23 protein-coding genes and 2 pseudogenes are annotated in these 25860 nt (G+C 64.9%); 15 read left to right on the forward strand and 10 right to left on the reverse strand.

Features of this window, described 5'->3' with window-relative positions; translation table 11 throughout:
- Positions 1 to 446 precede the first annotated feature (446 nt).
- The 5 genes from ON062_RS01780 (at position 447) to ON062_RS01795 (ending at position 6188) form a co-directional block, all read left to right on the forward strand.
- Positions 447 to 1484, forward strand: a complete 1038-nt coding sequence (locus tag ON062_RS01780; protein ID WP_274645408.1) for a polysaccharide pyruvyl transferase family protein — start codon at positions 447 to 449, stop codon at positions 1482 to 1484.
- Between the two features lie 67 nt (positions 1485 to 1551).
- On the forward strand, positions 1552 to 2763 hold the full coding sequence (locus ON062_RS13960; RefSeq protein ID WP_368859972.1) for an oligosaccharide flippase family protein: 1212 nt from the start codon (positions 1552 to 1554) through the stop codon (positions 2761 to 2763).
- A 118-nt stretch (positions 2764 to 2881) separates the two neighbouring features.
- A complete protein-coding gene (locus ON062_RS01785) occupies positions 2882 to 3856 on the forward strand; it encodes a polysaccharide pyruvyl transferase family protein (protein WP_274645409.1) in 975 nt (324 codons plus the stop codon).
- Between the two features lie 475 nt (positions 3857 to 4331).
- On the forward strand, positions 4332 to 4940 hold the full coding sequence (locus ON062_RS01790) for a glycosyltransferase family 4 protein (RefSeq protein WP_274645410.1): 609 nt from the start codon (positions 4332 to 4334) through the stop codon (positions 4938 to 4940).
- A gap of 270 nt (positions 4941 to 5210) precedes the next feature.
- Positions 5211 to 6188: an O-antigen ligase gene (locus tag ON062_RS01795; RefSeq protein WP_274645411.1), complete on the forward strand. Its 978-nt coding sequence runs from the start codon at positions 5211 to 5213 to the stop codon at positions 6186 to 6188.
- A gap of 253 nt (positions 6189 to 6441) precedes the next feature.
- Here ON062_RS01795 and ON062_RS01800 read toward each other — a convergent pair whose 3' ends face one another.
- Positions 6442 to 6606 (reverse strand): hypothetical protein, encoded by a 165-nt coding sequence (locus tag ON062_RS01800; protein ID WP_274645469.1) that lies wholly within the window; start codon positions 6604 to 6606, stop codon positions 6442 to 6444.
- A gap of 43 nt (positions 6607 to 6649) precedes the next feature.
- Between ON062_RS01800 and ON062_RS01805 the strand changes: the two genes are divergently transcribed.
- Entirely contained in the window at positions 6650 to 6958 is a 309-nt protein-coding gene (locus ON062_RS01805; RefSeq protein ID WP_274645412.1) for a transposase, read from the forward strand.
- A 238-nt stretch (positions 6959 to 7196) separates the two neighbouring features.
- Here the strand turns inward: ON062_RS01805 and ON062_RS01810 are convergent, their stop codons facing one another.
- Positions 7197 to 7946, reverse strand: coding sequence for an ATP-binding protein (locus ON062_RS01810; RefSeq protein ID WP_274645413.1), 750 nt, complete (start codon positions 7944 to 7946; stop codon positions 7197 to 7199).
- On the reverse strand, positions 7943 to 9502 hold the full coding sequence (gene istA, locus ON062_RS01815; protein WP_274645414.1) for an IS21 family transposase: 1560 nt from the start codon (positions 9500 to 9502) through the stop codon (positions 7943 to 7945). Before istA ends, ON062_RS01810 begins: the two co-directional genes overlap by 4 nt.
- A 132-nt stretch (positions 9503 to 9634) precedes the next feature.
- Here istA and ON062_RS01820 point away from each other — a divergent pair.
- A pseudogene (locus tag ON062_RS01820) lies at positions 9635 to 10405 on the forward strand (IS3 family transposase); the annotation flags it as partial.
- 634 nt (positions 10406 to 11039) lie between these two features.
- Positions 11040 to 11362 (forward strand): annotated as a pseudogene (locus ON062_RS01825) (IS3 family transposase); the annotation flags it as partial.
- Positions 11363 to 11423: 61 nt separating this feature from the next.
- On the opposite strand, the gene ON062_RS01830 reads toward ON062_RS01825, so the two are convergent.
- The 4 genes from ON062_RS01830 to ON062_RS01845 form a co-directional block, all read right to left on the reverse strand.
- Entirely contained in the window at positions 11424 to 12893 is a 1470-nt protein-coding gene (locus tag ON062_RS01830) for a sugar transferase (protein WP_274645415.1), read from the reverse strand.
- Positions 12894 to 13045: 152 nt separating this feature from the next.
- Positions 13046 to 13951, reverse strand: coding sequence for a hypothetical protein (locus tag ON062_RS01835; protein WP_274645416.1), 906 nt, complete (start codon positions 13949 to 13951; stop codon positions 13046 to 13048).
- 6 nt (positions 13952 to 13957) lie between these two features.
- Complete coding sequence (locus ON062_RS01840) at positions 13958 to 15601, reverse strand: polysaccharide biosynthesis tyrosine autokinase (RefSeq protein WP_274645417.1); 1644 nt, start codon at positions 15599 to 15601, stop codon at positions 13958 to 13960.
- Positions 15602 to 15688: 87 nt separating this feature from the next.
- A complete protein-coding gene (locus ON062_RS01845; protein WP_274645418.1) occupies positions 15689 to 16285 on the reverse strand; it encodes a low molecular weight phosphatase family protein in 597 nt (198 codons plus the stop codon).
- Between the two features lie 28 nt (positions 16286 to 16313).
- Between ON062_RS01845 and ON062_RS13915 the strand changes: the two genes are divergently transcribed.
- The 3 genes from ON062_RS13915 to ON062_RS01860 all read left to right on the forward strand — a co-directional run bounded on the left by ON062_RS13915 (position 16314) and on the right by ON062_RS01860 (position 19038).
- On the forward strand, positions 16314 to 17159 hold the full coding sequence (locus tag ON062_RS13915) for a CPBP family intramembrane glutamic endopeptidase (protein WP_274645419.1): 846 nt from the start codon (positions 16314 to 16316) through the stop codon (positions 17157 to 17159).
- Positions 17160 to 17375: 216 nt separating this feature from the next.
- Positions 17376 to 17954, forward strand: coding sequence for a hypothetical protein (locus ON062_RS01855; protein ID WP_274645420.1), 579 nt, complete (start codon positions 17376 to 17378; stop codon positions 17952 to 17954).
- A gap of 259 nt (positions 17955 to 18213) precedes the next feature.
- The gene (locus ON062_RS01860) at positions 18214 to 19038 is read left to right on the forward strand and encodes a CPBP family intramembrane glutamic endopeptidase (RefSeq protein ID WP_274645421.1); all 825 of its coding nucleotides are present in this window, start codon (positions 18214 to 18216) and stop codon (positions 19036 to 19038) included.
- A 30-nt stretch (positions 19039 to 19068) separates the two neighbouring features.
- Here the strand turns inward: ON062_RS01860 and ON062_RS01865 are convergent, their stop codons facing one another.
- Complete coding sequence (locus ON062_RS01865) at positions 19069 to 19593, reverse strand: AAA family ATPase (protein WP_274645422.1); 525 nt, start codon at positions 19591 to 19593, stop codon at positions 19069 to 19071.
- Between the two features lie 142 nt (positions 19594 to 19735).
- Here ON062_RS01865 and ON062_RS01870 point away from each other — a divergent pair, with 142 nt between their 5' ends.
- A complete protein-coding gene (locus tag ON062_RS01870) occupies positions 19736 to 21520 on the forward strand; it encodes an HNH endonuclease signature motif containing protein (RefSeq protein ID WP_274645423.1) in 1785 nt (594 codons plus the stop codon).
- Positions 21521 to 21582: 62 nt separating this feature from the next.
- Here ON062_RS01870 and ON062_RS01875 read toward each other — a convergent pair whose 3' ends face one another.
- Together ON062_RS01875 and ON062_RS01880 are read right to left on the reverse strand one after the other, a co-directional pair.
- A complete protein-coding gene (locus tag ON062_RS01875; RefSeq protein ID WP_274645424.1) occupies positions 21583 to 22008 on the reverse strand; it encodes a hypothetical protein in 426 nt (141 codons plus the stop codon).
- Between the two features lie 181 nt (positions 22009 to 22189).
- Entirely contained in the window at positions 22190 to 23182 is a 993-nt protein-coding gene (locus ON062_RS01880; protein ID WP_274645425.1) for a TerC family protein, read from the reverse strand.
- Between the two features lie 353 nt (positions 23183 to 23535).
- Here ON062_RS01880 and rplM point away from each other — a divergent pair, with 353 nt between their 5' ends.
- The 3 genes from rplM to glmM are packed head-to-tail and all read left to right on the forward strand — an operon-like array spanning position 23536 to position 25857.
- The gene (gene rplM / locus ON062_RS01885) at positions 23536 to 23982 is read left to right on the forward strand and encodes a 50S ribosomal protein L13 (protein ID WP_274645426.1); all 447 of its coding nucleotides are present in this window, start codon (positions 23536 to 23538) and stop codon (positions 23980 to 23982) included.
- Positions 23983 to 24010: 28 nt separating this feature from the next.
- Positions 24011 to 24484 (forward strand): 30S ribosomal protein S9, encoded by a 474-nt coding sequence (rpsI, locus tag ON062_RS01890; RefSeq protein ID WP_274645427.1) that lies wholly within the window; start codon positions 24011 to 24013, stop codon positions 24482 to 24484.
- A 17-nt stretch (positions 24485 to 24501) separates the two neighbouring features.
- Positions 24502 to 25857, forward strand: coding sequence for a phosphoglucosamine mutase (gene glmM / locus ON062_RS01895; RefSeq protein WP_274645428.1), 1356 nt, complete (start codon positions 24502 to 24504; stop codon positions 25855 to 25857).
- The last annotated feature ends 3 nt before the right edge of the window (positions 25858 to 25860 follow it).

The raw sequence follows: 25860 nt of genomic DNA on the forward strand, positions 1-25860 counted from the left end.
GCATGGCGACATTACGACCACCATATGAGGATTCTTGAGGATCGTAGAGCCCGCGAGGCGGTCTCGGATCTTCTCCCGAGGCGTCGTGAGGCAAATCAGTTCATTAAGCTGTGGCTGCGTCAGAAATCGGATCCGAACGACCAAGCATGGGCGTCTCGATGGATGTTGTCATGCATCTCGCAGAGCGGGCTTTGTGTATGCCCGACAAAGAACTTAGTCCGAAATATAGGATTTGGTGGTAGCAGCACGCACACGCGATACGCATCCAAGTATCAAGTAGTTCCACTTCAGCGACTGGACTCCGACCTCCAACCTCCGAGTGAGGTGCACCCATGGCGAGCGGCCGATCGATGGTGGTTTGACCATCTGATCTGGAAGAACCCGTTAGCTCGAGCGCGAAGGCTCGCGTCGCGAATCTCCCCTGCGTCTGTTGAGGACGAGATCTGATGTCGAACGCACTAGGCAACATCGCGATCTGGGGTTCATACGGGCACGGGAACTTCGGCGACGACTTGATGGCAGACATTTTCGCGCGGCATCTTAGGCGTCGGGGTCGAGTCCCGGTGGTGATCTCCAGTAACTCAGGCCTGGGGGACGAGATCGACGCAGAAGCATTGCCGTCGCTAGCGACGTGGACTCGCGGCCCTATAGTCATCGGCGGCGGTGCGATGCTCTCGACGACATCGGTCGTCAGAACACTCGCTAGCCCGGCATCGCGGGTCGTAGAAAAAGAGTTTCGGGATCTGAATAGGTGTCTCAAGAGCGGTAGATCAGCGGTCGTGCCCATCTCCATAGGGAGCGATGGAGTTGAGCGGCCTCGGATTTGGGGAAGTCGTCGAGCCTTCTTTGCTGGCCCGTTGCCGGCGTACGGGACGGTCCGCCTGCGGTCTGATGTCGAACTCATGCAACGAGTATTCGGGAAGAGATACCGCCATTACCCTGACGTGTTGTTCGCCACTCGGCGCTTCTACGACATAGGTGCCGTCCGGGAGGACGGATTTGTGGTCGGAGTCAGCTTGAACGCAAGGCACGCTCTTCCCGTCGTGGAGGCCATACAAGCGCGGTTTGGGAAGGAAGTCAAAGTCGTCCCGCTAATCACCCACAGCTCGCATTTCGAGTCGCCTTACGAGTGGGGTGTTGGCACGCAAGCAGCTGTCCGCTATGAGGGTCTCCAGGCGTTTATCCGCACGCTCAGCTCTATGTCGGTAGTCGTCACCGACAAGCTTCACGTCGGCCTCGTTGCCGCCGTTTGCGGTGTTCCGTTTGTTTCATTCGGAGGGCGGGGAAAAACCGTTTCGCAGCATCGGGAGCTTGGAATAGAAGGTGCGCTGGCCCCCAGTCCAGACGCCGTGGTTCAGATTCTTTCGTCAATCCTGGATGGGAACTCGCGACCGACAATGGCGGATGTTGTCGATCGCGAGGAGTTGGATGAGCGGGCGCTCGGCCATCTTGATGCTCTGGATGAATGGCTGAGCGAGCGCTAGTGGGCCTCAAGGATTCGCGACGCGGTCGCGCTAGTACCTCAGTAGCGCCAGATCTTCCCGAACGCATATGAAAACGTCTGTCCAGTTTGCTTGGGTTGCAGGCGGCCGAATCGTCGCGGCACTCCTTCAGGCGCTAATGGTTGTGCTGTTGGCCCGAGCTATCTCACCAGCCGACTTCGGACTGTTCTCCGCGGTACAGGGAGGGCTCCTTGTCGCACTCGCCCTTTCGGGGCTGGGCCTCGGGACGTTTGTCGTCCGCGCGCGCGCACGCGGAGATTCAGAAGGTGCCGTTGTCAAGGCACTTCAACTGAACGGTAGGACCTCAGTTGCGTATGCTGGCGTGCTGGTTGTAGCTGCGGTCGTAGCCGGGGTTGCCGACCATCGATTCTGGTGGCTAGTGCCGCTCGCGATTGCGTCTGCCGCTGAGCGGAGTGCCGATGTCTGGCTCGGCGTGGCGATTGCGGATGGTGACGCGATTGTCAACAGCATAAATCTGATGTCCCGACGTTTGCTCGCTCTCTTGATCTTCGTGCCGATGGGGCAAACAGGGCTCCCCCCCGTTCTCGTCTACTCGATTGCCGTCGCGGTCGCTGCGCTTTGTTCGTGGTGGGCCTCCCGTCGCTGGGTCGGCACCAGGCTGACAGCAAGCTCCAGTACCGCTACTTATCGGGCGATTCTCTTAGACTCGCAGGCCTATTGGCACAACTCGATCGCGGTTCAGCTTCGCAACCTCGACACGGTAATCGCCGCTCTCGTTATGCCCCTTTCTCAAGCGGGGTTCTATGGCATTGCTGCGAGATTGACGTCCCCCCTCAGAATCCTCCCGACATCGCTCGCGACGGTACTATTGCCTGCCGCTGCGCGCGCAGGAGCGAGCTCACGCCGACAGCTCAATGTCATGATTCTCGCGAGCACAGCCGTGCTGGTCCTCCTCTACTGCGCAGTCGCTGCCCTTGCCGCGCCGACTGTGGATCTGTTGCTCGGTCCCGACTACATCGGCGCTATCCCTGTGATTCAGATCACATCACTATCACTGATTTTCGCGGGTGCTGCGTCGCTCCTGACCGCGGTACTTCAGGGGTGGGGAATGGGAAAGTACGTTAGCCGGGTCGCACTCGGTATGACGGTGACGTGCCTTTGCGGAGTGATCGTAGGAGGGGTCGCTGGCGGAGCTACGGGAGCGGCGCTGGGCCTCGGGCTCGGATACGTTGTCCAATCCGTACTGCTTGCTACCCGGTACGTTCACTACATATCTCGGGGGACTGACGATGTGGGTTGATGATGGTCGTAGGGCGGACACAATGAGGTTGCAGGGCGTCCCAGCATTTGTGAGTATTGCTGCCCAACATGACAATCTAGGGGACATTGAAATACGTCGAGAATTGCTCCATTGGCTCATGATTGAGGGGGTATCGCTGAGGGTGTATGTCGGCGACATGCCAGATTCATACATCAATGCCTTCGGTTCTCTTCGCGACGTGATGCTGTTGAAGAGCGGTTTACAGTTCCAACTCGAGTTGATCCGCCAGGCGAGTCGGGTGCCCGTGCTGCTGGCGTTCGCCCCGGGTCCTCAGATAGTGCAGAGGGGACTGCGTAGCAATGCAAAGCTGGTCCTAAATACGGTGAATGCGCGCTATGTCCAGCGCAAGGGTGGGGCCGTGGTTTCCGCAGGCCGGTCCTTCCGTCATGTCGACCCCAGCCGCACGTCCCTACATCTGATCCGAAGGTTTGTGAAGAGCTTCAACTTCTTGTCGGTACGAGATCGTGCATCTTTGCTGGTTGTGGGATCTCGGGTGCGCGTGGGTCCTGACCTGGCGTTCGCGGGCCTGCCCGAGACGGTGGATCCGTCTCGGGTGTTTCGACGGATCGCTTTCAGCTTCAGGTATGACTTTAGCCCGGACCCCTCGCAGTTCGCGAGCGCGGCCCGCCACCTACGTGAGGCTGACATCGACACCGTGCTCGTGTCGCAGGTGGGACGGGACGACGAGGTGCATCGAATGCTCTCGGAGGCGTCGGGGGTTCGACTTGTGGCCTGGGGCGATCGGGGTCACGCCGAACAAGAGCACCGAGTCCGGAGCGAGTATTCGACGTGCTCTGTTGTCGTCAGTAATCGGCTACACGCTCTTCTGTTGGGCGCACAGGCTGGCGCGACACCGGTGATCGTCAGCGACGGCAGGGATAAGCTCTCCGAGACACTCGCACCATGGCTCTCGCTTGCCCAGGTTCCCCTCTCGCTGGACGGTGTCGAGTGGGCGGACATTGTGCAAGCGACGATTGACAAGGCCGAAATCGCGAACTCCAGGCGAGCGGCCGTTGATCTACGCGAGAGCATGGTTAGCGTTGCAGCGCAAATGGTGCGTGGAAGTGAGTAACTCAAGGAGCGCGATGAGAGTCGATCGGGTGCTTTTCATCGCGCCGATGCCGCCCCCCACTCACGGCCAGTCGCTGGCAAGCGTCGCGTTGTTCGAAGCTCTAAAATTGCGGATGCATGACCTCGTAGTTGTTGACACATCTGAGGGAGGGGGAAGCGCACTAGGTAAGTTGTTGAGAAAGATGACAAGAAGTGCGCGCGCTCTGTGGTCCATACTTTGCGAGCGGCAAAGCGTGCCTGTTTACCTGTCTGTCAACAGCGGTTCGGGCGCGTGGGTCTCGCTTGGGCTGGTGCTTGCCGCGCGAATCCGTAAGCGTAATCTTGTCCTGCACTATCATAGCTATCAGGTCGTTACCAAGCGTGCAGTCAGGTACCGATGGCTAGTACGAGGCTCCGGCCCCCGAGCCATCCACGTGGTGCTGAGCGTCGGCATGGCAACGGCGTTGCGCGAAAGGTTTGGGGCCCGAGTGCGGTGCATGACACTGTCGAATGCTGGTTTGATCGACACCGTGACCGCAGAGCCCCGAATTACAGCAGGCGCGCCGTCAGTCGTCCTCGGTCACCTTAGCAACCTAACGCAAGAGAAAGGAATACGCGAGGTCGTCGATCTCGCCGTAGATCTCCGACGTGCTGGGCGCGAGGTCGAACTCATCGTCGCAGGCCCGATCGTGAACCATCAGGCAGGCGAGCAAATTGCGAGAGCGCAACTAGCGCTAGGTGCCAACTTCCGCTACCTAGGCGCCGTTTACGGCGCGGACAAGCGAGATTTTTTCGGACGACTGACCCATTTCGTCTTTCCGTCCACCTACAAGAATGAAGCGGCTCCTCTTGTCGTCTTGGAAGCTATGGGTGCCGGCATTCCAGTCGCGGCATACGATGTTGGCACGTTGCATGAGATGCTGTCACCGAGCGACTTGCTGGTTCCGGTACATCAGGACTTCGTTTCCGCAGTGAGCGCGTGGGCGGATCAGTTGGACTGGGCCGAAGCGCACGCAGCGTCCATCGCGAAGTTTGAGGAGATGACTTCCGCCTACAACGATGAGATTATTGGTGTGGTAAGCGCGTTGGTGGGTCCTTCTCAATGAGTCGGACGAGGCGTTGCAATGACTGAAGCACGCGGGGAAAGTACAGCTCGATCCGCTCCGCGCCTTGCGCCGGGCATGATGATAGGTGCGATTGGCGCGGCGTGGGTGTCGGTCTCGTTCTTCATTCCCATCTATCGCGTGTTGCCTCCCCCGCTAGCGCGGATGTGGGTCTATGTGGTTATGGGCCTCATACTTCTAGGACCCATCCTCACGATCGCTCGAAGCCCAAAGTGGTGGGGCATCTGGATCTTCGCTGGGTACGCATCAGTCGTGGCTACGATCACATCTAGTGGAGAGGCCGGGTTAGGCGAGACGGTTTACGTGGGGCTTCAACTGGCAATTTTGCTTGGAGTAGCTCCTTTCACGCTGCGAGGCATTTACACGGCAGATCAGCGCCTCATGAGGTGGGCCGCAGGGGCGTTCGTCGTGGGACAGAGCGTTTCCGGGCTCGCGGGGATTGCGCAGGTCTTTGGTGCGAGTCCGCTTGGTGAGGCAGCGGCAAACGGGCGATCGCCTGGGCTGGCAGGGCATCCGAATGTGCTCGGGGTGATGGCCGTGATCGCAATCCTTGTGTGTGTCGCCAGCATTATTCGTGGCTACGCAAACCGAGCATTCTGCTTCGCACTTCTCGCGGTCAATGTCGCTGGTCTGTTGGCGACGGGGAGTCTGAGCTCAATGTCTGCGGGCGCGTTTGGTGTGCTTGTTCTTTTGTACGCGGCTGGCTACCGGGTGCTGAGGATCGCGTTCGTCGCAGCGATCGTCGTCGGCTTTGCGATTTGGTTCCTGGGAATCCCAGAGGTCGCTCTCGCATTGCGAAATCCGCTCGATCGTTTCTATCAGGTAACAGGCCAAACAGAAGCAATCAGTACGCTGGACATACGTGCACAGACTTATGATGCAGCGATCGCTGGCATCGCTCGGGATCCGCTCTTAGGAAAGGGCCTTAGCGCAGAGAGTGCAGCGTCCATTAGTTCGGGAACGGTGGTGCACAATGTGCTCCTCCGCGCTTGGTACCAGGGCGGATTGGTGTTCGGCTTAGCCATCGGGCTGATTATCGCCGCGGCACTGCTGGTGACCGTGCAAGCGATCGTTCGACGTCAGAACGGATTGGCTGCATCAGTGATGATTGCGATGCTCAGTTTCGGAATGACGTCTGCGTTCTTTGAGCAGGCGTACTACTGGTTGCCGGTCCTAGCTGCCTGGGCGTCGCTCCCGCGAAGAACCAGAGATCGGGCTGGGTCTACCTAGAGTTGAGTCGGAACGCGAGCCCTCACTGCGGCTACCGCCCGTTCGAAGCACACCGACTCGCCAGTCGGCGGCGGAGGCGTGAGCACGCGCATCGTATCGATGGGAACGATCGCCTCCGGGAGGTCGTGTACCCGTTGCTACAGCAACGGTGGAGTCCGCATCAGATCAGTCGGTCCCTGCACGGTTCCGCGACGAGCCCGTGATGCGGCTCAGTCACGAGAGTATCTGAACCGTCCCCGGTTCTCTGCCGCTCCTATGCGGGTGCCAGCACCGGGTGGGCTGGTGTTTCGAGGTAAGCGTAGTACGTGGCCTCGTGCCCGTCGGGCGGGATGTCGCCGAGGGCGGAGAACAGGAGGCGCGCGTTGCACCAGTCGACCCAGCCTGCGGTGATCGGGACTGCTGCACGAGTAGGTGACATCTGATCTGGCTTGCCCGTGGGGTGGGCCTGGAAGGATGTTGCTGTGCCCAAGCCGTACCCGAGCGAGTTCCGTGACGACGTGGTGCGCGTCGCGCAGAACCGCGAGCCCGGAGTGACGATCGAGCAGATTGCGAAAGACTTCGGTGTTCACCCGATGACGTTGCAGAAGTGGCTCCAGCGCGCCAAAGTCGAGACCGGAGCCGCTCCCGGGACGACCCGGTCCGAGGCCGCCGAGCTGCGCGAAGCGCGCAAACGGATCCGGTTGCTCGAGCAGGAGGACGAGGTCCTGCGGCGTGCGGCAGCGTATCTGTCGCAGGCGAACCTGCCGGGAAGAGGTTCTACCCGCTCGTGACGGAGCTCGCCGACGCGGGGATCCCTGTGACGGTGACGTGTCGGGTGCTCAAGCTCTCCCGCCAGCCCTACTACCGGTGGCTGGCGAACCCCATCACCGAGAGTGAGGTGGTGTGAGTATTTGGAGTCGTGAGCGCCACTGATTATTGCGGTTGAGCGCCACTCGATATTCACTCTCAGGGCCACTGGTATTGCCGGTGAGCGCCACCCCGGTCGGCGCGACGCTCACCGGCCCGGGTTCAGCCGGCCGCGGCGGCGGTGTGCTCCCGCATGTTGACGTCGCCGGTCTCGATCCAGAGGGTGTTGTGGACGATGCGGTCCATGATCGCGTCGGCGTGGACCCCTCCGCCGAGGCGCTGGTGCCAGTCCTTCTTCGCGTACTGGGTGCAGAACACCGTCGAGGTGGCGTCGTAACGGCGTTCGAGGAGCTCGAGCAGTATGGACCGGACGTCGTCGGTGGGCGGGTCGAGCAGCCATTCGTCGATCACGAGGAGCGTGAACGTGGAGTACTTCCGCAACCACTTCTCCCGACCGGCGGGCTTGTCTTTCGCCGCGGTCCAGGTCTCTTCGAGGTCGGGCATGCGGATGTAGTGCGCCCGGTAGCGGTGCTGACACGCCTGCTTCGCCAGCGCCGACCCGAGGTAGCTCTTCCCGGACCCGGTGAAGCCTTGGAACACGACGTTCATGTGCTTCTGGATGAACTGGCAGGTCCCTAGCTGCGCGATCACGCCTCTGTCGAGCCCGCGTTGTTCGAGCATGTCGACGCGGCGGAGGTCCACGTTCGGGTAGCGGAGCCCGGCGCGACGGATGAGGCCTTCGACTTTGGAGTGGGTGAACGCGGCGTGGGCGTCGTCGACTGCGAGCTTGATCCGCTCCTCGAACACCAGCCCGATCGTGAGGCCCTCGTCTTGGATGTCGAGCGCGTCGACGAGGGCGGGGACGCCCATCTCTCGCAGCTTCCGCTTCGTCTCGCAGTCGAGCCGGCTCATCGGGTGCCTCCTGCGTAGTAGTCGGCGCCGCGGACGTAGCCGGCGGGTTCCTCGTCGGCGGGTTCGAACCATGGGCCTGTGCCGCGTTGGTCCTGATTCGAGTCGAGGATCGGCCGCAGGTGCGCATACCTGGGTGATCGGACTCGGGAATCGAGTGCGATGCCGGCGGCGGCTTCGACCCGGGTGGCGGAGTAGCGGCGGGTCAACCTGAGCACTGCCAGCGCGGCGCCGAGCCCCTGCTCGTCGACGGGGACGGACTCGAAGATCCGGTTCACGATCGTGGTGGTGTTCTCCCCGATCCGAGCGGCCCACTCCCGTGCCCGTTGCGGGTCCATCTGCTGGTAGCGGGGCCCGTCGGGCAGATCCGAGTCGTGCGTCCGGTACTCGTTGACCACCCCGGCTGGGGCGAGGAGATGGCTGGTGAGCCGCTGATCCCCGGCGAACACCTCGAGGGTGGTGTCGGTGATGCGCAGGTCGACGGACCGACCGATGTTCTCGTAAGGGACCGAGTAGAAGTTCCTCTCGAACACCACATGTCCGTTCTTCTGGACCTTGCGGCCGTAGAGCCACTGCGAGATCTCGAACGGAACCTGCGGGAGCGGCCGCAGCAGCGGCTTCTCCTCACCCTCGAACACCGAAAGCCTCGACCCGGCGCGTTTCTGAAACGGCTTCGCGTTGTAAGCGGCGACACGTTCGTAGACCGCGGCCCGCAACTCCGGCAGCGTCGCGAAGGTGCGGTCGCGGAGAGCCGCGATCACCACCGTCGCAACGTTCCCGACCGTGTCCTCGACACTCGGCTTGTCCTTCGGCTTCTTCACCCGTCCCGGCAGCACCGCCGCCGAATAGTGCGCCGCGAGCTCCCGATACGCGTCGTTCAGCACCACCTCGCCCTCGGCAGGGTGCTTGATCACACCCGCCTTCAGGTTGTCCGGAACGATCCGCGGGACGGACCCGCCGAACCAGTCGAACATCGCCGTGTTCGCGCGCAGCCAGGTGTCCTGCTTCATATCCAGCGTCGGCTCGACGAACGAGTAGCGGGAGAACGGCAGCGTCGCGACGAACAAGTAGACCCTCGTCGCCTGCCTGGTGACCGGGTCGATCAGCTGCATAGTCTTGCCCGACCAGTCGACCTCGACCGTCTGCCCGGCCTTGTGACCGACCCGCGATGCCGCCCCGATCACCAGCACGTGACGCTGGTAGGTCTTGCAGAACCGGTCGTAGCCCATCGCCGTCTCGCCCTTGGCCCGGCAGGCATCGACGTACTCGCCATGCAGCAGCTTCAACGTCACCCCGACCCTCGCGAGCTCCCGATGCACCTTGTCCCAGTCCGGCTGCGCGTGAACACTCTCGTGCTCACCACGCCCGGGGAACAGCCGCGCATACACGTCCGCCTCGTCGAGCTCCGCGACGTCGTCCCAGCCGACGCCCTCCCGGTCAGCGGCGTCGAGCACCGCCGACACCGAGTGCCGAGACATACCCTGCGCCGCGATCTGCCGACCCGTGAGCCCCTCCGCGCGAAGCCTCAACACCAGCTTCGCCTTGATCCTGCGTACCATCCGAACTACTCCTTCTGCCGCGTGATCAGCCACGCGGCAGAAGGAGCCTAGGAAGGTGGCGCCGAACCGGAATACTCGGTGGCGCTCAACCGCAATACTGGTGGCGCTCAGAGAAGCGAATATTCAGTGGTGGAGGCGTATCGCGCGAACGCGCTATTCGACGCCCACCAGGACGACCCCGAGTTCGGGCACCGGCTCCTCGCCGACGAGGCCCGCGATGCCGGCGAAGCGATGTCGGACCGGACCGCGTGGCGGATCGCGTCGACCAACGGCTGGTTCAGCGCGTTCGGGAAGCCCAAGCGGAGCAAGGCCCGCCGACCGGGACCGCCCGTGCACGACGACCTCTGCGCCGTCGTCGACGAGCACGGCCGGACCCGACACGTGTTCGCCGCGGACGCGCCCAACGAACTGTGGCTCACGGACATCACCGAGCACAAGACCGCCGAGGGCAAGCTCTACCTCTGCGCGATCAAGGACGTCTACTCAGGTCGGATCGTGGGGTACTCGATCGACTCGAGAATGAAGTCGCGTCTGGCCGTCCAGGCGCTCGAGAACGCCGTCGCGATGCGCGGCGACGTCGCCGGCTGCATCGTGCATTCCGACAGGGGATCTCAATTCCGCAGCCGGAAGATGCTCCGCGCTCTCAGCCGGCATCGCATGGTCGGGTCCATGGGAAGAGTGGGCTCGAGCGGAGACAACGCAGCCATGGAATCGTTCTTCGCGCTGCTGCAGAAGAACGTCCTCGACCGCCGCACCTGGACCACCCGCGAGCAACTCCGCATCGCGGTGGTGACCTGGATCGAACGGACCTACCACCGTCGCCGCCGACAGGCCCGCCTGGGCCGTTTGACGCCCATCGAGTTCGAGACCATCATGAACACGACCGTCGCACTGGCGGCGTGACTACAACCTGTCACCTATCCGTGCAGCAGTCCCCACCAGCGGTGTCGTCTTCGTCGTCGCGGCATACCGCCCCACGATCGTGCGGGCGAAGCAGTCGATTACGAACGACACGTACACGAACCCGGCCCATGCGTGAAGTCAGCGACCCACCGCCGGTTCGGCGCCAGGGCGGTAAAGTCCCGGTCCAGCAGGTCCGGCGCCCGGGCCGCGTTACGGTCTGGGACAGTGTTCCCCGTGCCCTTGCCGCGGACCAATCCGTTGTGCCGAGACCACGCATCAGCCGGTCCACGCGGCGTTTCGACACGGTCAGGCCCTGCCGGCGCGGCAGCGCGGCCATCTTGCGTCGCTCATACATTGATTCCGGTGTCGCCTGCCCGTGTTCATCGACACGGGCAGTGAGGATCGCGTCGATCACGACCGCGTCGGCGAGATCGCTCCCGGAGGGTTGGGCGCGTTTCACGCCCGATACGTCCGATCGGCGACCTGCACGCCCTGCTCACTCAGGACCCGGCAGATCGACCCGACCGAGCGGCGCGTGGCCCGTCGCTCCTCGATGAACGCGAGGATCAACGGCGTCGGGTGTCAGCGCCATTGAACCGGGGTGGCGGCCGGCAAGCGAATCGCGCCTTCCACCTCGCCGTGCGCGACAAGGAGAGCATCCGGGGATCTCAATTCCCCAGCCGGAAGACGATCTGCGCCCTCAGCCTGCGTCGCGTGGTCGGGAGCACGGGCAGAGTCAGGTCAAGCGGAGAAAACACCGCCATGGAGAGCTTCTTTGCGCTGCTGCAGAAAACGTCCTCGACCGCCGCGCCTGGACCACCCGTGAGCAACTATGCATCGGCAATGCTGACCTGGATCGAACGGACGTACCACCTGCGTCGTCGGCAGGCCCGCCGGAGCCGGTTGACGCCCATCGAGTTCGAGGCCATCATGAAGATGACCGTCGCAATGGCGGCTTGGCTAGGAACTGCCACATATTCGGGTAGCGGTCCCCGAGGAGCCGCAACCCTGCGCTCGATCATAGCGCCGTGCTACCGGGCTGAAAAACAGCCTTCGCAGTTCGAACGAGGATAGCCAGGTCGCCCAGGAGCGACCAGTTCTCGACGTAGGAGAGGTCGAGGCGCACGGAGTCGTCCCACGAGAGTTCGGAACGGCCACCCACCTGCCAGGCGCCGGTGACCCCAGGCTTCACGAGGAAGCGGCGGTGCACGTGCGTCGCGTAGAGGTCGACCTCGGACTGCAGTGGCGGGCGCGGGCCGACGAGAGACATCGAGCCCCCGATGACGTTGAAGAGTTGGGGGAGCTCGTCCAGGCTGAACCGGCGCATGAAGCGGCCGACGCGCGTCACGCGGGGGTCGTTGGTCATCTTGAACAGGACCTCATTGCCCGCATCTCGCTCGGCCTGGAGATCCGCGAGCTGGGCCTCGGCATCCACCACCATCGAGCGGAACTTCCACATGGTGAACTCTTTGCCACGCAAGCCCACACGCTTCTGCTTAAAGAACACAGGGCCGGGCCCCGAAAGCTTCACGCATAGCGCCAGGATCAGCAGGAGCGGGCTGATGATCAGCGCGCCGATGCTGGCAAGAGACAGGTCGGTCATGCGCTTGAGGAAGAGCTGGCCACCGCTGAACTTGGGTGTTTCCACGTGGATCAGGGGGAGCCCCGAGACCGGGCGGGTGTGGATGCGCGGGCCAGCGATATCCATGATGCTTGGAGCGAGCACGAGGTGCTGCCTACCAGCCTCGAGGTTCCACGAGATCTGCTTCACCTTATACGGGGGTAAGTCGTCGGTGCTCGTGATCGCGACGGTGTCGGCGCCGGTGAGTTCGATCGCGCGCTCGATCGCATTCACGTTCCCCATGATCGGGATGTCAGTGCCCTCGATCGTCTCGGCCACGAGACCGGATGGAACACACGCCCCCACGACGGTGTACCCGGCGCTTGTCGAACGGTGCAACTCTTGCGCGATCTGCGAGACCGAGTCGCGAGATCCCACCAGGAGCACGCGCGCTGAGTAGTCGCCCATCGCGCGGTGCGCGATCAACCACTGGCGCCACAGCCAGCGCTCGAGTACGAGCACGGCAATTCCGACCGGGAGGGCGATCAGCAGGTACCCGCGCGCGACGTCGACGCGCAGGAGGAAGGCGGCGATCGCAATGATTCCGAAGACGCGGAAGCTTGCGTCGGCGATGCGCACGTACTCGGTCGTGCCCGTTCCGATGACGCGGTAGTCGCGCGAGTCGATCAGGTGGAGCGCCCACAGCCATCCGAGTACAAGGCCCGCGGAGAACAGCCAGTAGGAGAGATCGGTGATGCGGTGGTCCGCCCGCATCGCGACCTGCGCATTGCCGAGCCCGAACCACACGATCTGCGTGCCGTAGACGACCCACACCAGCACGAACAGGTCGCTGAAGAAGAGACGTCGCGCGTAGCGTTCGCGCCAGCGCGGGGTCTGGAGCGGTGCGGAGTGTGAAGCGTCGGTCATCTGGGGTTTCGTTGGCAGCGGTGTTGCCTCGGTGTGGTCACCTGCGTCCTCGGACGCGTCGACAAACAGATTCGACGTCAAGGCTATCTCCCCATAGATACATTCCCCGGCATGAGGTTACCAGTCAGTCTGTTTAGCTTGTGACCAGCCCCTTACCCCACGACAAACAGCTCGTCGCCGGACCACAGGAGGTACGACGCCGAACCCGTCGCGACGAGCGCGGCGGGGGAGGTGGCGTCCGCACCCTCGGCGCAGCCGATCTCGATCGCTGAACCGGCGTCGGCGCCGGTGAACTGCGTCACCGCGACGCCGTCGCAATCGTCGGCGGAGTGCGCCACGGCCACGGTGCCGCTGTAGACAGCCAGGGCCACGGCGCCGGCGCCGGGGAGCGGCATCCACTCTCCATCGTCGAAGACGTACGCCTCGGCCTCACACAGCAGCGCGACCGTGTCGCCGCTCGCCCGCAGACCGTGCGCGACATCACACGGGGCGTCGACCTCGTCGCCGGCGAGCACGACGGTCGCCGGGTCAGCGGGGTCGATGTAGCGCGAGGCCGCCAACACATCGGGGTACGACTCCCAGTACAGCCCCTGCGTGAAGGTGCGCAGCGCCTGCGTCTCGCACTCGTCGGTCATCGACGCGACCATCTCGGCCTGCACATCGGCGAAGGGGTCGAGGGATGCCACTTGCCCGATGCCCTTGTACAGGGGCGTCACGTCGACCCACGAGTCTCCGCGGTCGTCAGAGCGCTCGACCAGCGGCTCGGTCTCGCCGCACTCGCCCGCGGTCGCGCGCCACAGTGTGCCAGCACCCTGCGCCAGGAAGCGTTCGTTGGCGCGATCGAATTCGGGGATCGGCGTCTCGGTCGGCGTGGGGGAGGCCGACTGCACGCCCAGGTCGAACGTCGGCACCGGCGCCGCCTCGCCGCTCGTGCCCTCGCCCTTGGCGTGCCCGAGCGCGAGTACGGCCAGCACCACGACGACGACAGCGAGTACCGCGACCGCGATGATGGCGATCACCTGCGAGCCGGCGAACCTCTGCCTCGAGTCAGCGGCCATGATCCGCTATTGCTGGCGCGGCGGTTGCGGTCCGAACAACGCCTCGATGTCGTGGTCGCTGGTCGTCGCTGCCGCGCGGGGCTGTGCCGGCTGTGCCGTTGTTCCGGGTGCCGGTGCGGGTGTGGCCTGCGCGGGCGCGGCTTGCGCGGGGCGTGCCGCTTGTTCGGGCTTCGCTGGCGCGGGCTTCGCCGGCGCCGGCTGCCCGGTGCGCGCCGTGGCGGGCGTCGCAGCCTGTTCGGACGCACGAGGCACGGGCGCCGCGCTCTTCTTACCGAACAGCTTGGGCTTGGGGGTCTCTGCCACGTACCCGTAACCGTAGCCGTACGCGTAGTACGCATCCGGCCCGCGGGTGGGAACCATTGACAACACCACACCGGCGATCTTCGCGTCGACCGTCTCGAGCACGTCAACCGCACCCGACAACTGGTGCCGGGTCGTGTTGCCCGACGACACTGCGACGATCGCGCCACTGGTCGCGCGCGCGAGGATCGCGGCATCCGTCACCGGAAGAAGCGGCGGAGCGTCACACAGCACGACATCGAAGTCGCGCTCGAGCACCTCGAGCAGCGTGTGCATCTGGGTCGAACCGAGCAGCTCGCTCGGGTTCGGCGGAATCTTGCCAGCCGGCAGCACATACAGGCTGCGGCCACCCCACGGCAGCATCACATCACCCACGCGCGCGCGACCGATCAGCACGTCGGTGAGACCCGCGCCACCCTCGATCCCGAGATACTCGGCCACCTTGGGCTTGCGCAGATCGGCATCGAGAAGTGCGACGCGCTTGCCGGCATCCGCCAGCGCAATCGCCAGGTTGATCGTGGTCGTCGACTTGCCTTCGCTCGGCAGGCTCGAGGTGATCACGAAGCTCGAGCGACCGCCCATGTCGAGAAACTGCAGGTTCGTGCGCAGCGCGCGGAACGACTCAGCACGCGGGCTCAGCGGGTCGGCGTGCACGATCAGCGGGCGCGTCTTGGCCTTCGGGTCGTACGCGATCGCACCGATGATGGGGCGATCTGTCACCAGCTCGACATCGTGCGCCGTGCGGATGCGCGTGTCGAGCACCGCACGCAGCACCGCGATACCCACACCCACCGCGAGACCCACGAGCAAACCGAGCGCGAGGTTCAACGGCACGTTCGGGCTCGACGGGCTGAGCGGCGGGATCGCGTCCTGCACGCGCGTCAGGCTCACCGGGCTCGTGTCGCTACCCTGCGGCGTCTCGATCGCCTCGACCGCGCTGGTGAGGCTCGCGCCCAGCGCGTTCGCGATATCAGCCGCGAGCACCGGGTCAGCGTCGGTCACCGTGATCGTGATGAGGCTCGTGTTCGTGGGGCTGGATGCCGTCACCTGGCTGGCCAGCTGGTCGCTCGTCATGCCGAGGCCTAGTTCGGCGATCACGGGATTCATCACGATCGGAGTGGTGACGAGGTTCGTGTACGTCGAGACACGCGACTGCGTGAAGTTCGACCCCTGCTGCAGCTCGCCGATTGTCACGCCGCCCTGCGACGACACGAACACCGTGCTCTGCGCCTCATACATAGGAGTGCGCGTGAGCGAGTATGCGGCTGCTGCGCCAACGCCGACAAGGGTGGCCACCACGATCAGCAGCCAGCTCTTGCGCAGAATACGCAGATAGTCAGTGAGTTCCATGTCGCCTCTCGGTGCTGCCGCGCACGACGTCGTCACGCGCGATGCGGTCCCGCACTATCTTGCCACGGTGAGTTTTCTGCCGCGTGTTCAGGATGCCAGCGCCACCGTCACCGCGTGCACGACCGCGTCGACGGCCGGCTCGAGCTGGTTGGCAGAGCGCAGGTATGTCTCCCACGACCGCCGATATGGGTCGATCACGTCGTCGTCGCTGGCGTCGGCCGGCGGGAGGGCGAGCCCCCGCTGCGATGCGACGAGCGCAGCCATCGCCCGCACGCGGGCTGACGGGTCGGCGCCGGCGGCGGAGGCGGCATCCACAATCTGTTCATCACTCACACCCTGCGCGAGGCGCGCGAACTCGCGCACCGTGAACGTGTGCCGCAGCCGCGACGGGGCAAGCTCGGCGATCTCGCGCCGGTGCTCACGCGTCATCGCGAGGATCAGGTCGGGGCTGACGAGAAACTGCTCGAGGAGGAAGCGCGAGCGGTGGGCCGCGGCATCCGCTTCAGGTACTCCTCTATCTATGGCCAGCCGCTGCGCCTCGGGCGTCATCTGCGCGGCCGGCAAACCGCGCGTGCCGGCGCTGGTGATGGTCGGGCTGAATTCGCTGAGGCGCGTGCGGAGCAATTCGGCGGCGAGCGGCGACCGGCAGATGTTTCCGGTGCAGACCGTCATGATCTCGAACACGACGATGACCTCCGGGTAACGTGGGCGCGTGCCCGACCACTCTATCGACGCCCTCGCGGGCTCTGTTGCCTCTGTTGCGGGGGATGCTGGTGGTGCTGGCGCTGCGGGTACTGCGCGGACGCGGGCCGAGCTGCGTGCCGCCGGTGCTGACTACGTCCACGTGCCCCGGATGGACTGGCGCCTGGGCGGGCGCACTGTCTACCGCTGGCGCGAGCGCCTGCTCGCCGTCGCGTTCATCTCGCTCGGCATCGGCGTGCTCGGTGCCGCGGCCGTCGAGACGCTGGTGGAGGCATCCTGGGCCCCTGTTCTTGCCAACGCTCTGATGCTGCTCGGCATGATCGTGCCCATCGCGTGGGCGTTCTTGCGCTCGCGCCCGGCCGGGCTGCTGCGCTTTCGCGCGCTCGACCTGCTGTACGCCGTCGCGCTCGGTGTTCTGTTGCGCGTGTTCAGCGGGTGGCTCGACGTGGTGCTGGGTGGGGCTGGAGCCTTTCCGTCGTACACGAGCATCAACGGGGGACTCGGGTCGTCGTGGCTTCTGTCTGATGTGCTTCTGCCGGTTGCTGTCGCGCCCGTGGTGGAGGAGTTCTTCTTTCGCGCCGTGCTGCTCGTGAGCCTCTACACGGTGCTGCGCCGGCCGCTCGGCGGAGCTTCTGCGGGCGTGATTGCTGTGGTGGTGAGCTCGGCCGTGTTCATGCTGATGCACTCGCTCACCGGCGCCCTGACGGTGTCGGGAGTCTTGGGTATCGGTGTTCTGGGTGTGGTCTGCGCGACGCTGGTGATGCTGACCGGGCGTGTGTGGGGCGCGGTGCTCGTGCACGCGGTCTTCAACGCGAGCTGGGTCGTGCTCGCGCTGGTCGGGACTGCGCTCGGCTAGCCGCACTGGTGCGGCGTGTCGCCCGTCGGAGCAACGATCCTGATCGGAGTGGGAATCACGTTTCGTGCACGTTTCGTGGGTTAACGTTTACCAAACCGAAACACGTGCCTTTGCTTCGCTGGGAAAATGCCTATACCATGCCAAAAGCGGGTCGCGACGGGAGTGGCTCGAATCCACTGCTTTCCACAGCTACGTACTTCACGAGGGACACACACCATGAAGAAGAAGATTTTCGCTGTCGCGGCTATCGCCGCCGCAGTTTCGCTTGCAGGGTCGTCGGCAGCATTCGCTGACGAGTACCCCTCGGACGTGGTCTGCGTCGCAAGCCCCGCCTCGATCGCACCGGGTGCGACGAGCACGATCACCTGCTCGAGCGAGACCGGCTTCATCCCCGGCGAGGTCACCGGCGTGTTCGCCACCTCGGGCCCGGGCGTCGTCGACGGCACCACGCTCTCGTCGATCGTTCTCGCGTCGGCTGACGGCTCGGCTTCGGTCACCAAGACCTCGAGCACCGACGGTGTCTTCACCGCGACCTTCACCGCTCCCACCGTCACCGAGACCACCGACTACACCGTCACCCTCTCGCCTGAGGACGGCGACGTTGTCGGCTCGACGACCATCACGGTCGCCGTTGACGACGCAGCCGCCGGTGGCGAGGGTGGCGAGGACGGCCTGCCCGCCACGGGTGGCGCAGCCCCCATGGCTGCCATCTGGCTCGGCGTCGGTGCCGTCGGCATCGGTGGTATCGCCGTCGCCGCAGCTGTCGCCCGCCGTCGTTCGGCCGGTAACAACTGACACTGATTCACGCTGAGAGGCCCCGGACCCGCTAGGGTTCGGGGCCTCTCGCCGTTGCGGGGCGGCGCCGGCGGGGGGGGCGCCGGCGGGGGGTGGGCGCGGGACACGCCGTGCGCGCCGCTACTCCAGGTGCGAGACACGCCGTGCGCGCCGAGACACCGTGGCGCACACCGTGTTTCACCGCACACGCTGTGTTTCACCAGCGATGCGCTCGCGCGCGGTTCGTGGAGGAGCGACGTGAGAGGGCAGAATCGTGAGCATGAGTGACGGCGCCAGGGGCGAAGCATCCGGGATCAGTTCTGACAGCGCGTGGGCGCGCCCCGGCGCCGCGGCCACCATCGCCGTGATCGGACTGGTCGCGACCGTCATCGTGCAGATCGTCTACCCCGGCATGCGCGCCGGGATCGGGTTGAGCGGCTGGATGCTGGTGCTCGTCGATGCCGTCGTGCTGTCGCTGCCGATGGTGCTGGCCGTGTGGGCGGCGGTTCGGGTCGCGGCGGCGCGCGGGTTCCGGTGGGCGGTCGGGCTGAGCCAGTGGCGCGTAACCGACATCGTGATCGGGCTGGGTGTGGGCCTCGTCGCACGGGCGCTCGTTGAGGTGTTCGCGCCGTCGGTGCGCGGGGCCGGCGTCTTCTCGGGCGGAGCGCTCGGGGGCGCGGTCGACGTCGCGGCGATCCTGGTCGGATTCGCCGTGGCGGTGCTGGTGTCACCGGTGGTGGAGGAGGTGTTCTTCCGGGGCGTATTGCAGCGATCGCTCGCGGACGCGCTGCGGGGGAGCGATGCGGGTTCGGCGGGTCCGGCGGGTCCTGCGGGCGTGGCGGACGCCGCGGAGCCTCCGCGCGACCTCGTGCTCGACGTCATCATCGGGGTTGCGGTGATCGCGCTATCGACCGCGGCCTTCGTCGCCCTGCACGTCGTGCCGTCGCTGGTGGCCGGGCTGCCCGTCTCGCTCGCCGTGGTGCTCGGCACCGGCGCCGTCGGCGTTGGATGCGGTGTGATCGTCTACGTCACCCGACGACTGGGCGGCGCGCTCATCGCCCACGCGACGTTCAACGCGATCGGGATCGGGATGCTGCTGCTCTGAGCCCGGCGGTGGTGGCATCCCTCTTGCCCTTCACTGATTTCGACTGCGGGCCTGGGTCACATACTCCACCGCCTCGCGTGTGAGCGCGGCGAGCGGACGCATCGAGTCGAGCCGCAGGCGCGGAGCCTCCCATTCATCGAAGGCCGCGCGCCGTGCGGTGACCGACTCCCACGTGGGCTCAACGAATCCGGGGATGTTGCGGCGCCGGGTCTCGAGCCTGTCGCGGTGCGTGGCCTCGTCGCTGCAGTACACCTCGATGAAGGCCAGCGTCTCGTCGAGTTCGCTCGCCAGCGCGGTCCATTGCGCTCGTGCCGCGTCGGCGTCGTTGACCGCGTCGACGATGACGGCGTTTCCGTGCCTCAGTTGCTCGCGTGCGAGGTCCTCGGCGACGACGTACGCGGCAAGGCCCGTGGGTTCGCTGCGCGCGACTCCCGCGCGCCACATCGCCGCCTCGATCGGATCGACCGACAACACCGCGCACTTGAGGTTGTGCGCCAGCTCGCCCGCCACCGCACTCTTGCCCACACCCGGGAGCCCCGCCATCACGATCAGCATGCGTTCCATTCTTCGCGAAGTTCGCTCGGGCTCGGCTGCGGACCCTCCTCCCCAGGTGCACCCGATTCGGTGTTTGGGGGAGTTCTCCACAGATATATCGAAACTATAGACTAATGTCAGAGGGTATCGATACCATGTGAGTATGGCAATTTTCTCCGATATCGATGCTCTCGCGCTTCAGATGCGCGAGCTGCTCGGTGACGAGATCGAAGGGCCTCAGGTGCCCGCCGCGCTCGCGGGCCGATCGGGTGATGACCTGATCGACCTGGTGAATGCGGCCACAGCCCTGGTGCGAATCTGCGATTCCATCTGCGTCGCCGCCACCGGGGCCATCGCTGTGCAATCTACCCGGGAGTACGGACACTCCGGCGTCGCGCAGAAGCGCGGCCACCGCAACGCCGTCTCGCTCGTGCAAGACCTCACCGGATCGACGCGTGCAGATGCGCGCAAGCAAGTCCGTATCGGCGAGGGCATGATGCAGGCGCTCGAGTTCGAGCGCGACACTCCAGACCCCGGCACGCTCATCGAGAGCGACCTCGCTCTCCCTGGCGATGAGCCTGATCCGGATGCCACGGCCCCCGAGCATCCATCGGGCGTCATTGCGCGCCCCCGCGTGTGGCACGCGCCGGCCGACGATGCTCTGCTCGCGCACACGATCACCACCAGTCAGCACGACGCGATCATCCGGGGGCTTCACGCGCCGGTCGAGCCTGATCCCTCGCTCAGCCCAGAAGACGCCGAGATCGCGAGGGCGACAGCGCGAGAAGCCTGGAGCCTGGCTGTCGAACAATTGGTGGCCGAGGCGGGCGAGCGTGACGTCGAGGAACTTGCGTGCCAGGCCCGCACGATTCGCGACCTTCTTGACGCGGCCGGCGCCGCGGAGCGGTTTGATGAGCGCTTCCAGCGTCGCTCGTATCGCAGCTGGATCGACCGCGATGGCGTGCGGCGAGGCACGATCATCTTCGACGACTTCATGGGCGCGTGGATCGACACGATCCTGAACTCCGTCCTGCGCCCTCGGCGCGGTGGGCCGACGTTCGTCGATTCCGAGTTGAAGGCGCGCGCCGAAGAACTCAAGGCTGACCCGCGCACCAACGATCAGCTCGCGTACGACCTGCTCATGGATCTTCTGCGTGCGGGCGCTCTCGCCGACGCAGAAGAAGTGTTCGGCACGCGCCAGGCCGGGGTTCGCGTCGTCGTGACCGACGAAGCGTTGGATGCCGGGATTGAACACGGGCAGGGTGACCCCGACGATGAGCTTGTCGAGCCTGCCGCTGACGCCGCCGAGCCTGTCGAGACCGAGGGTGACCCCGATTTTGGCGCCGCGGAGGGCGACACGGGCGCTATCGACGCAGACGCGGCCTCCGATGCCGAAGCCGATGCAGCTGCAGACGCAGTCGCGGGTGAGGGCAATGCCTCGCATCCTCCGCGAGCGGAGCGCCACGGCGTCGGTCACTTCGAAGACGGGGGAGCCTCACTCCCCAGCTGGCTGATCGCGCAGCAGGCGTGTGATGTCGGAACCGTCAAGGTCACCACCGACACAGCCGGCAATCCGCTCGATCTCGGCCGCGAAGTGCGCTTGTTCAGCGCGAAACAAAAGATCGCTCTCGCCGTGCGAGACGGCGGATGTCGGTGGCGGGACTGCGATAGGCCGGCGTCATACTGCGAGGCGCATCACATCGATCCTTGGGTTGCCGAGAATGGGCGCACCGACATCGATCGCGGCATCCTGCTCTGTCGTTTCCACCATATGGAACTGCATCACGGCGGGTGGCGGATCACCCGCGAGGGCAAAGACGACTTCATGCTTCATCCACCCGCCGGCCGTGCCGACCGCACGCCGATTCGACTCCCGCGCCGGCTATCGCTGCAGTACGCGTGGGCGGGGATCGATCCACCGCCGCGTCGCTTCCGCCTCGCCGCCTGACGGCGCGTGCCCGCCCGCGGCCTGGATGGCAACCCGAGAGGGCCGTCGATCTGACTGGAAGGTCACCTGATCACGGTCGCCCATGCGACATCGACGACACACAACTCGCCAGCCTCGTCGCGGTAGAACACATCACCGGGGAAACGAGTGGCCGACTCGACACGCTCGAAGGGCAGCGAGAGATTAATGCTCCACGACGGATCATCCTCAGCCTGCTCGGGCCAGTGCTCCGCAACGAACTTCTCCGGCTCTTCGGCTGACAACCCCGACCACGCCGCCGACTCGCCCCACTCCACCTCAGCGCCGTCGCACGCGAACGCCGCCCCGTCACCCGCCGACGCCGCATCGATCAGTTGCTCAGTCGTCGAGATCACGTGCGCGCCATCGGCGCCCCAAATCAACGAATCCAACGAACACGCAGTCAGAGACACCCCGGCCACAGCGATGAGGGCGAGAGCGACGGCAGCGCGCGGCATCCGATGAGTCACAGCGTCACCCTATCCCCGTCGATCTATGGCCCCGTCGATCTATGGCCCCGTCGATCGATGGCGCCGTGGATTGATGTCGCCGCCGATCGCTCTCGCAGCCGATGGCGCTCGCAGAGCACCCTCGCGATCACGCCCGCGCGGTCACTCGGTCGAAGCATCCACCGCACCGCGCCCACGCTCGCTACTCGGCGGGCGACTCCACCTCGTGCCGGGCATCGCGACGCGTCTTCGCCAAACTCGCCACCGCGGCAACCGTCACCGTCGCCCCAATGAACAACAACGAGAACCAGATCGGAATCTCGGGAGCCCACAACACCGGCTCACCACCGTTGACGAACGGCAACTCGTTCACGTGCAGCGCATGCAGCACCAGCTTCACACCGATGAACCCGAGAATCACCGCCAGCCCCTGCGCCAGGTACACCAACCGCTCCAGCAGACCGCCGATCAAGAAGAACAGCTGCCGCAAACCCATCAGCGCGAACGCGTTCGCCGTGAAGACGATGTACGCCTCTTCGGTCAGACCATAAATCGCAGGAATCGAATCCACAGCGAAGATCAGATCGATGAACCCGATCGCCACGATCACCAGCAGCATCGGCGTGGCGAACCGTTTGCCATCGCGCACCGTCGTCAAACGGTCGCCGTCATACTCATCCGACACCGGAAGCACCCGCCGCACGAACCGCATGAACCGCGACTGCGCCGGATCCATCTCGTGATTGCTGAACGCCTGCCGATAAGCCAAGAACAGAAGCAACGCACCGAACACGTAGAAGATCCACGAGAAATTCGCCACCAACTGCGCACCCACCGCGATGAACGCCCCGCGCATGACCAGCGCGATCACGATGCCGATCATCAGCACCTTCTGCTGATAGATCTTCGGCACCGCGAACGAGGACATCAACAGCAAGAACACGAACAGGTTGTCGATCGACAGCGCCTTCTCGGTCAGATACCCCGCGAAGTACTCGCCGCCGTACGTCCAGCCCGACACCACCCCGATGCCGACACCGAACAGCAATGCCAACCCGATATAGAACGCCGACCACCGCGCAGCCTCGCCGATCGACGGCTCATGAGGCTTTCGCACATGCGCGAAGTACTCGTAGACGAAGAACGCGATCGTCACCGCGATCGTGATCCACCACACCAAAGGGGATACAGACACAAGAAGCTCCTGAAAGAGAGGCGTACACAAAACGCCAAGGTCTCTTCCAGGCCATCGGCCCCAGCGGCGCGGAATGCTCCATCACACTCGTAATGACGCGGTCGCTGCGTTGGGAATACTCCCCTTGATTGCGCACCAGCATAAGTGACACAGGGGAGTGGATGCCGCATCCGCCGCCAGTTTGGTGTATAGCCCTCGGTGACGTAAGCTTGATCTTTGGTGCGTGAGCCCTGCTGGCCGAGTACCACGAACGTGAGCCCTCCACTGGTGCGTTTGATGTGGCATCCGCCCCTCAAACCCCCCGGAGTGGGATTCACGAACCTCTCCGTTCGAATCAAGAAAGCAGCACTACTGTGACGCGCACTTACACCCCCAAGACTGGCGAAATCCAGCGCGAGTGGCTCATCATCGACGCAACTGACGTCGTTCTGGGTCGCCTCGCCTCGCACGCCGCCGCTCTCCTTCGTGGAAAGCACAAGCCCACCTTCGCGAACCACGTCGACACCGGCGACTTCGTGATCATCATCAACGCCGACAAGGTCGCGCTCACGGGCCAGAAGCTCGAGCAGAAGCGCGCCTACCGTCACTCGGGCTACCCGGGCGGTCTGTCGTCGGTCAACTACGCCGAGCTCCTCGAGAAGAACTCGATCCGCGCGGTGGAGAAGGCTGTGCGCGGCATGCTCCCCAAGAACAGCATCGGCCGTCAGCAGCTGACCAAGCTCAAGGTGTACCGCGGTGCCGAGCACCCGCACGCCGCACAGCAGCCCAAGACGTTCACCCTCGACCAGGTCGCCCAGTAAGCGCCGCCGACTGACTAAGGACTAACTCGTGGCGAAGATCGAAGAAACCACTAACTACTCGACCGAGACCCCGGTCGACGAGACCGCCGTCGTCGCAGAGCGCCCCGTGCTCAGCGTCCCCGGTGCGGCCGTCGGCCGTCGCAAGCAGGCCATCGCCCGCGTGCGCCTCGTCCCCGGTTCGGGCTCCATCACTGTCAACGGACGCACGATCGAGGACTACTTCCCGAACAAGCTCCACCAGCAGCTGATCAACGACCCCTTCACCGTGCTGCAGCTGACCGACGCGTACGACGTCATCGCTCGCATCTCGGGTGGTGGCCCCTCGGGTCAGGCCGGCGCCCTGCGCCTCGGCATTGCCCGTGCCCTCAACGAGATCGACGCGGAGAACAACCGCGCCACCCTCAAGAAGGCGGGCTTCCTCTCACGTGACGCACGCGTCAAGGAGCGCAAGAAGGCTGGTCTCAAGAAGGCCCGCAAGGCTCCTCAGTACTCGAAGCGCTGATCGGCTCTTCCTTCCGAATGCCGCTTTTCGGTACGGACGGGGTGCGGGGGCTGGCAAACGGCCCCCTCACCGCCGATCTCGCACTCACCCTGGCCCAGGCGACTGCTGTCGTCCTGGGCCAGGGCCGTTCCGCCGACGCCCGTCGCGCGGAAGGCAAACGCCTCACTGCCGTCGTCGCGCGTGACCCGCGCGTCTCAGGCGAATTCCTGTCGGCCGCTGTCGAAGCAGGTCTCGCCTCTTCGGGTGTCGACGTGTACGACGCCGGTGTGTTGCCGACCCCGGCGACCGCATATCTGATCGCGGATATGGATGCCGACTTCGGCGTCATGGTCTCGGCGTCGCACAACCCCGCACCGGACAACGGCATCAAGATCTTCGCGCGCGGCGGCGTCAAGCTGCCCGACATCGTCGAGTCGCGTATCGAAGCAGCCATGACCGGCGAGAAGTTGCAGCCCACCGGTGCCGGCGTCGGTCGGATCCGCCGATTCGCGGACGCCGAAGACCGCTACGTGGTGCACCTGCTCGGGTCGCTGCCGCATCGCCTCGACGGAATCCACGTCGTGCTCGACTGCGCGCATGGCGCGGCATCCGGAGTCTCACCTGAGACGTTTCGGGATGCCGGAGCCCGCGTCACCGTCATCGGTGCCGACCCCGACGGTCTGAACATCAACGACGGTGTCGGGTCGACGCACCTCGACGTGCTCTCGCGCGCCGTTGTCGAACACGGCGCTGACGTCGGAATCGCTCACGACGGCGACGCCGACCGCTGCCTTGCGGTGGACGCGAACGGCAACATCGTCGACGGCGACCAGATCATGGCGATCCTCGCGGTCGCGATGAAGGAGCGCGGGGCGCTCGTGGATGACACGCTCGTCGCGACGGTGATGAGTAACCTCGGTCTTCACCGTGCGATGGAGGCCCACGGCATCCGCGTCGCAACGACCGCTGTCGGTGACCGCTACGTGCTCGAATCGATGAACGAGAACGGCTACTCCCTGGGTGGCGAGCAGTCGGGTCACGTCATCATGAGCGAGTTCGCCACCACCGGCGACGGATTGCTCACGGGCCTGCACATCGTGGCCGAGATGGCGCGCACCGGTAAGTCGCTGGCCGAGCTCGCCTCGGTGATGACGGTGTTCCCGCAGGTGCTGATCAACGTGCGCGGCGTCGACCGCGAGCGCGTCGCTGACGAGGTCGTCGCCGCTGCGGTGGCCGAGTCTGGTGCCGAACTCGGCGACAGCGGTCGCGTGCTGCTCCGCGCGTCGGGTACCGAGCCGCTCGTGCGCGTCATGGTCGAAGCCGCCACGGCGGAGGTCGCCCAGGCGCACGCCGAGAAGCTCGCCGCCGTCGTTCAGGAGCGCTTGGCGCTTTAGTGC

Origin of the sequence: Microbacterium sp. C7(2022) (genome assembly GCF_028823665.1) — a bacterium.
In the GTDB taxonomy this organism is placed as follows: Bacteria; Actinomycetota; Actinomycetes; order Actinomycetales; family Microbacteriaceae; genus Microbacterium.

Bases quoted from the DNA above. Each gene is read 5' to 3' on its own strand.
- ON062_RS01810 (WP_274645413.1), bottom strand. From the start codon at position 7,946: ATGAGCCGGCTCGACTGCGAGACGAAGCGGAAGCTGCGAGAGATGGGC.
- ON062_RS01830 (WP_274645415.1), bottom strand. From the start codon at position 12,893: ATGACCGACGCTTCACACTCCGCACCGCTCCAGACCCCGCGCTGGCGC.
- glmM (WP_274645428.1), top strand. From the start codon at position 24,502: ATGCCGCTTTTCGGTACGGACGGGGTGCGGGGGCTGGCAAACGGCCCC.
- ON062_RS13960 (WP_368859972.1), top strand. From the start codon at position 1,552: ATGAAAACGTCTGTCCAGTTTGCTTGGGTTGCAGGCGGCCGAATCGTC.
- ON062_RS01790 (WP_274645410.1), top strand. From the start codon at position 4,332: ATGACACTGTCGAATGCTGGTTTGATCGACACCGTGACCGCAGAGCCC.
- ON062_RS01800 (WP_274645469.1), bottom strand. From the start codon at position 6,606: ATGTCACCTACTCGTGCAGCAGTCCCGATCACCGCAGGCTGGGTCGAC.
- ON062_RS01835 (WP_274645416.1), bottom strand. From the start codon at position 13,951: ATGGCCGCTGACTCGAGGCAGAGGTTCGCCGGCTCGCAGGTGATCGCC.
- ON062_RS01785 (WP_274645409.1), top strand. From the start codon at position 2,882: ATGATTGAGGGGGTATCGCTGAGGGTGTATGTCGGCGACATGCCAGAT.
- ON062_RS01860 (WP_274645421.1), top strand. From the start codon at position 18,214: ATGAGTGACGGCGCCAGGGGCGAAGCATCCGGGATCAGTTCTGACAGC.
- ON062_RS01870 (WP_274645423.1), top strand. From the start codon at position 19,736: ATGGCAATTTTCTCCGATATCGATGCTCTCGCGCTTCAGATGCGCGAG.
- istA (WP_274645414.1), bottom strand. From the start codon at position 9,502: ATGGTACGCAGGATCAAGGCGAAGCTGGTGTTGAGGCTTCGCGCGGAG.
- ON062_RS01865 (WP_274645422.1), bottom strand. From the start codon at position 19,593: ATGCTGATCGTGATGGCGGGGCTCCCGGGTGTGGGCAAGAGTGCGGTG.
- ON062_RS01780 (WP_274645408.1), top strand. From the start codon at position 447: ATGTCGAACGCACTAGGCAACATCGCGATCTGGGGTTCATACGGGCAC.
- ON062_RS01840 (WP_274645417.1), bottom strand. From the start codon at position 15,601: ATGGAACTCACTGACTATCTGCGTATTCTGCGCAAGAGCTGGCTGCTG.
- ON062_RS01855 (WP_274645420.1), top strand. From the start codon at position 17,376: ATGAAGAAGAAGATTTTCGCTGTCGCGGCTATCGCCGCCGCAGTTTCG.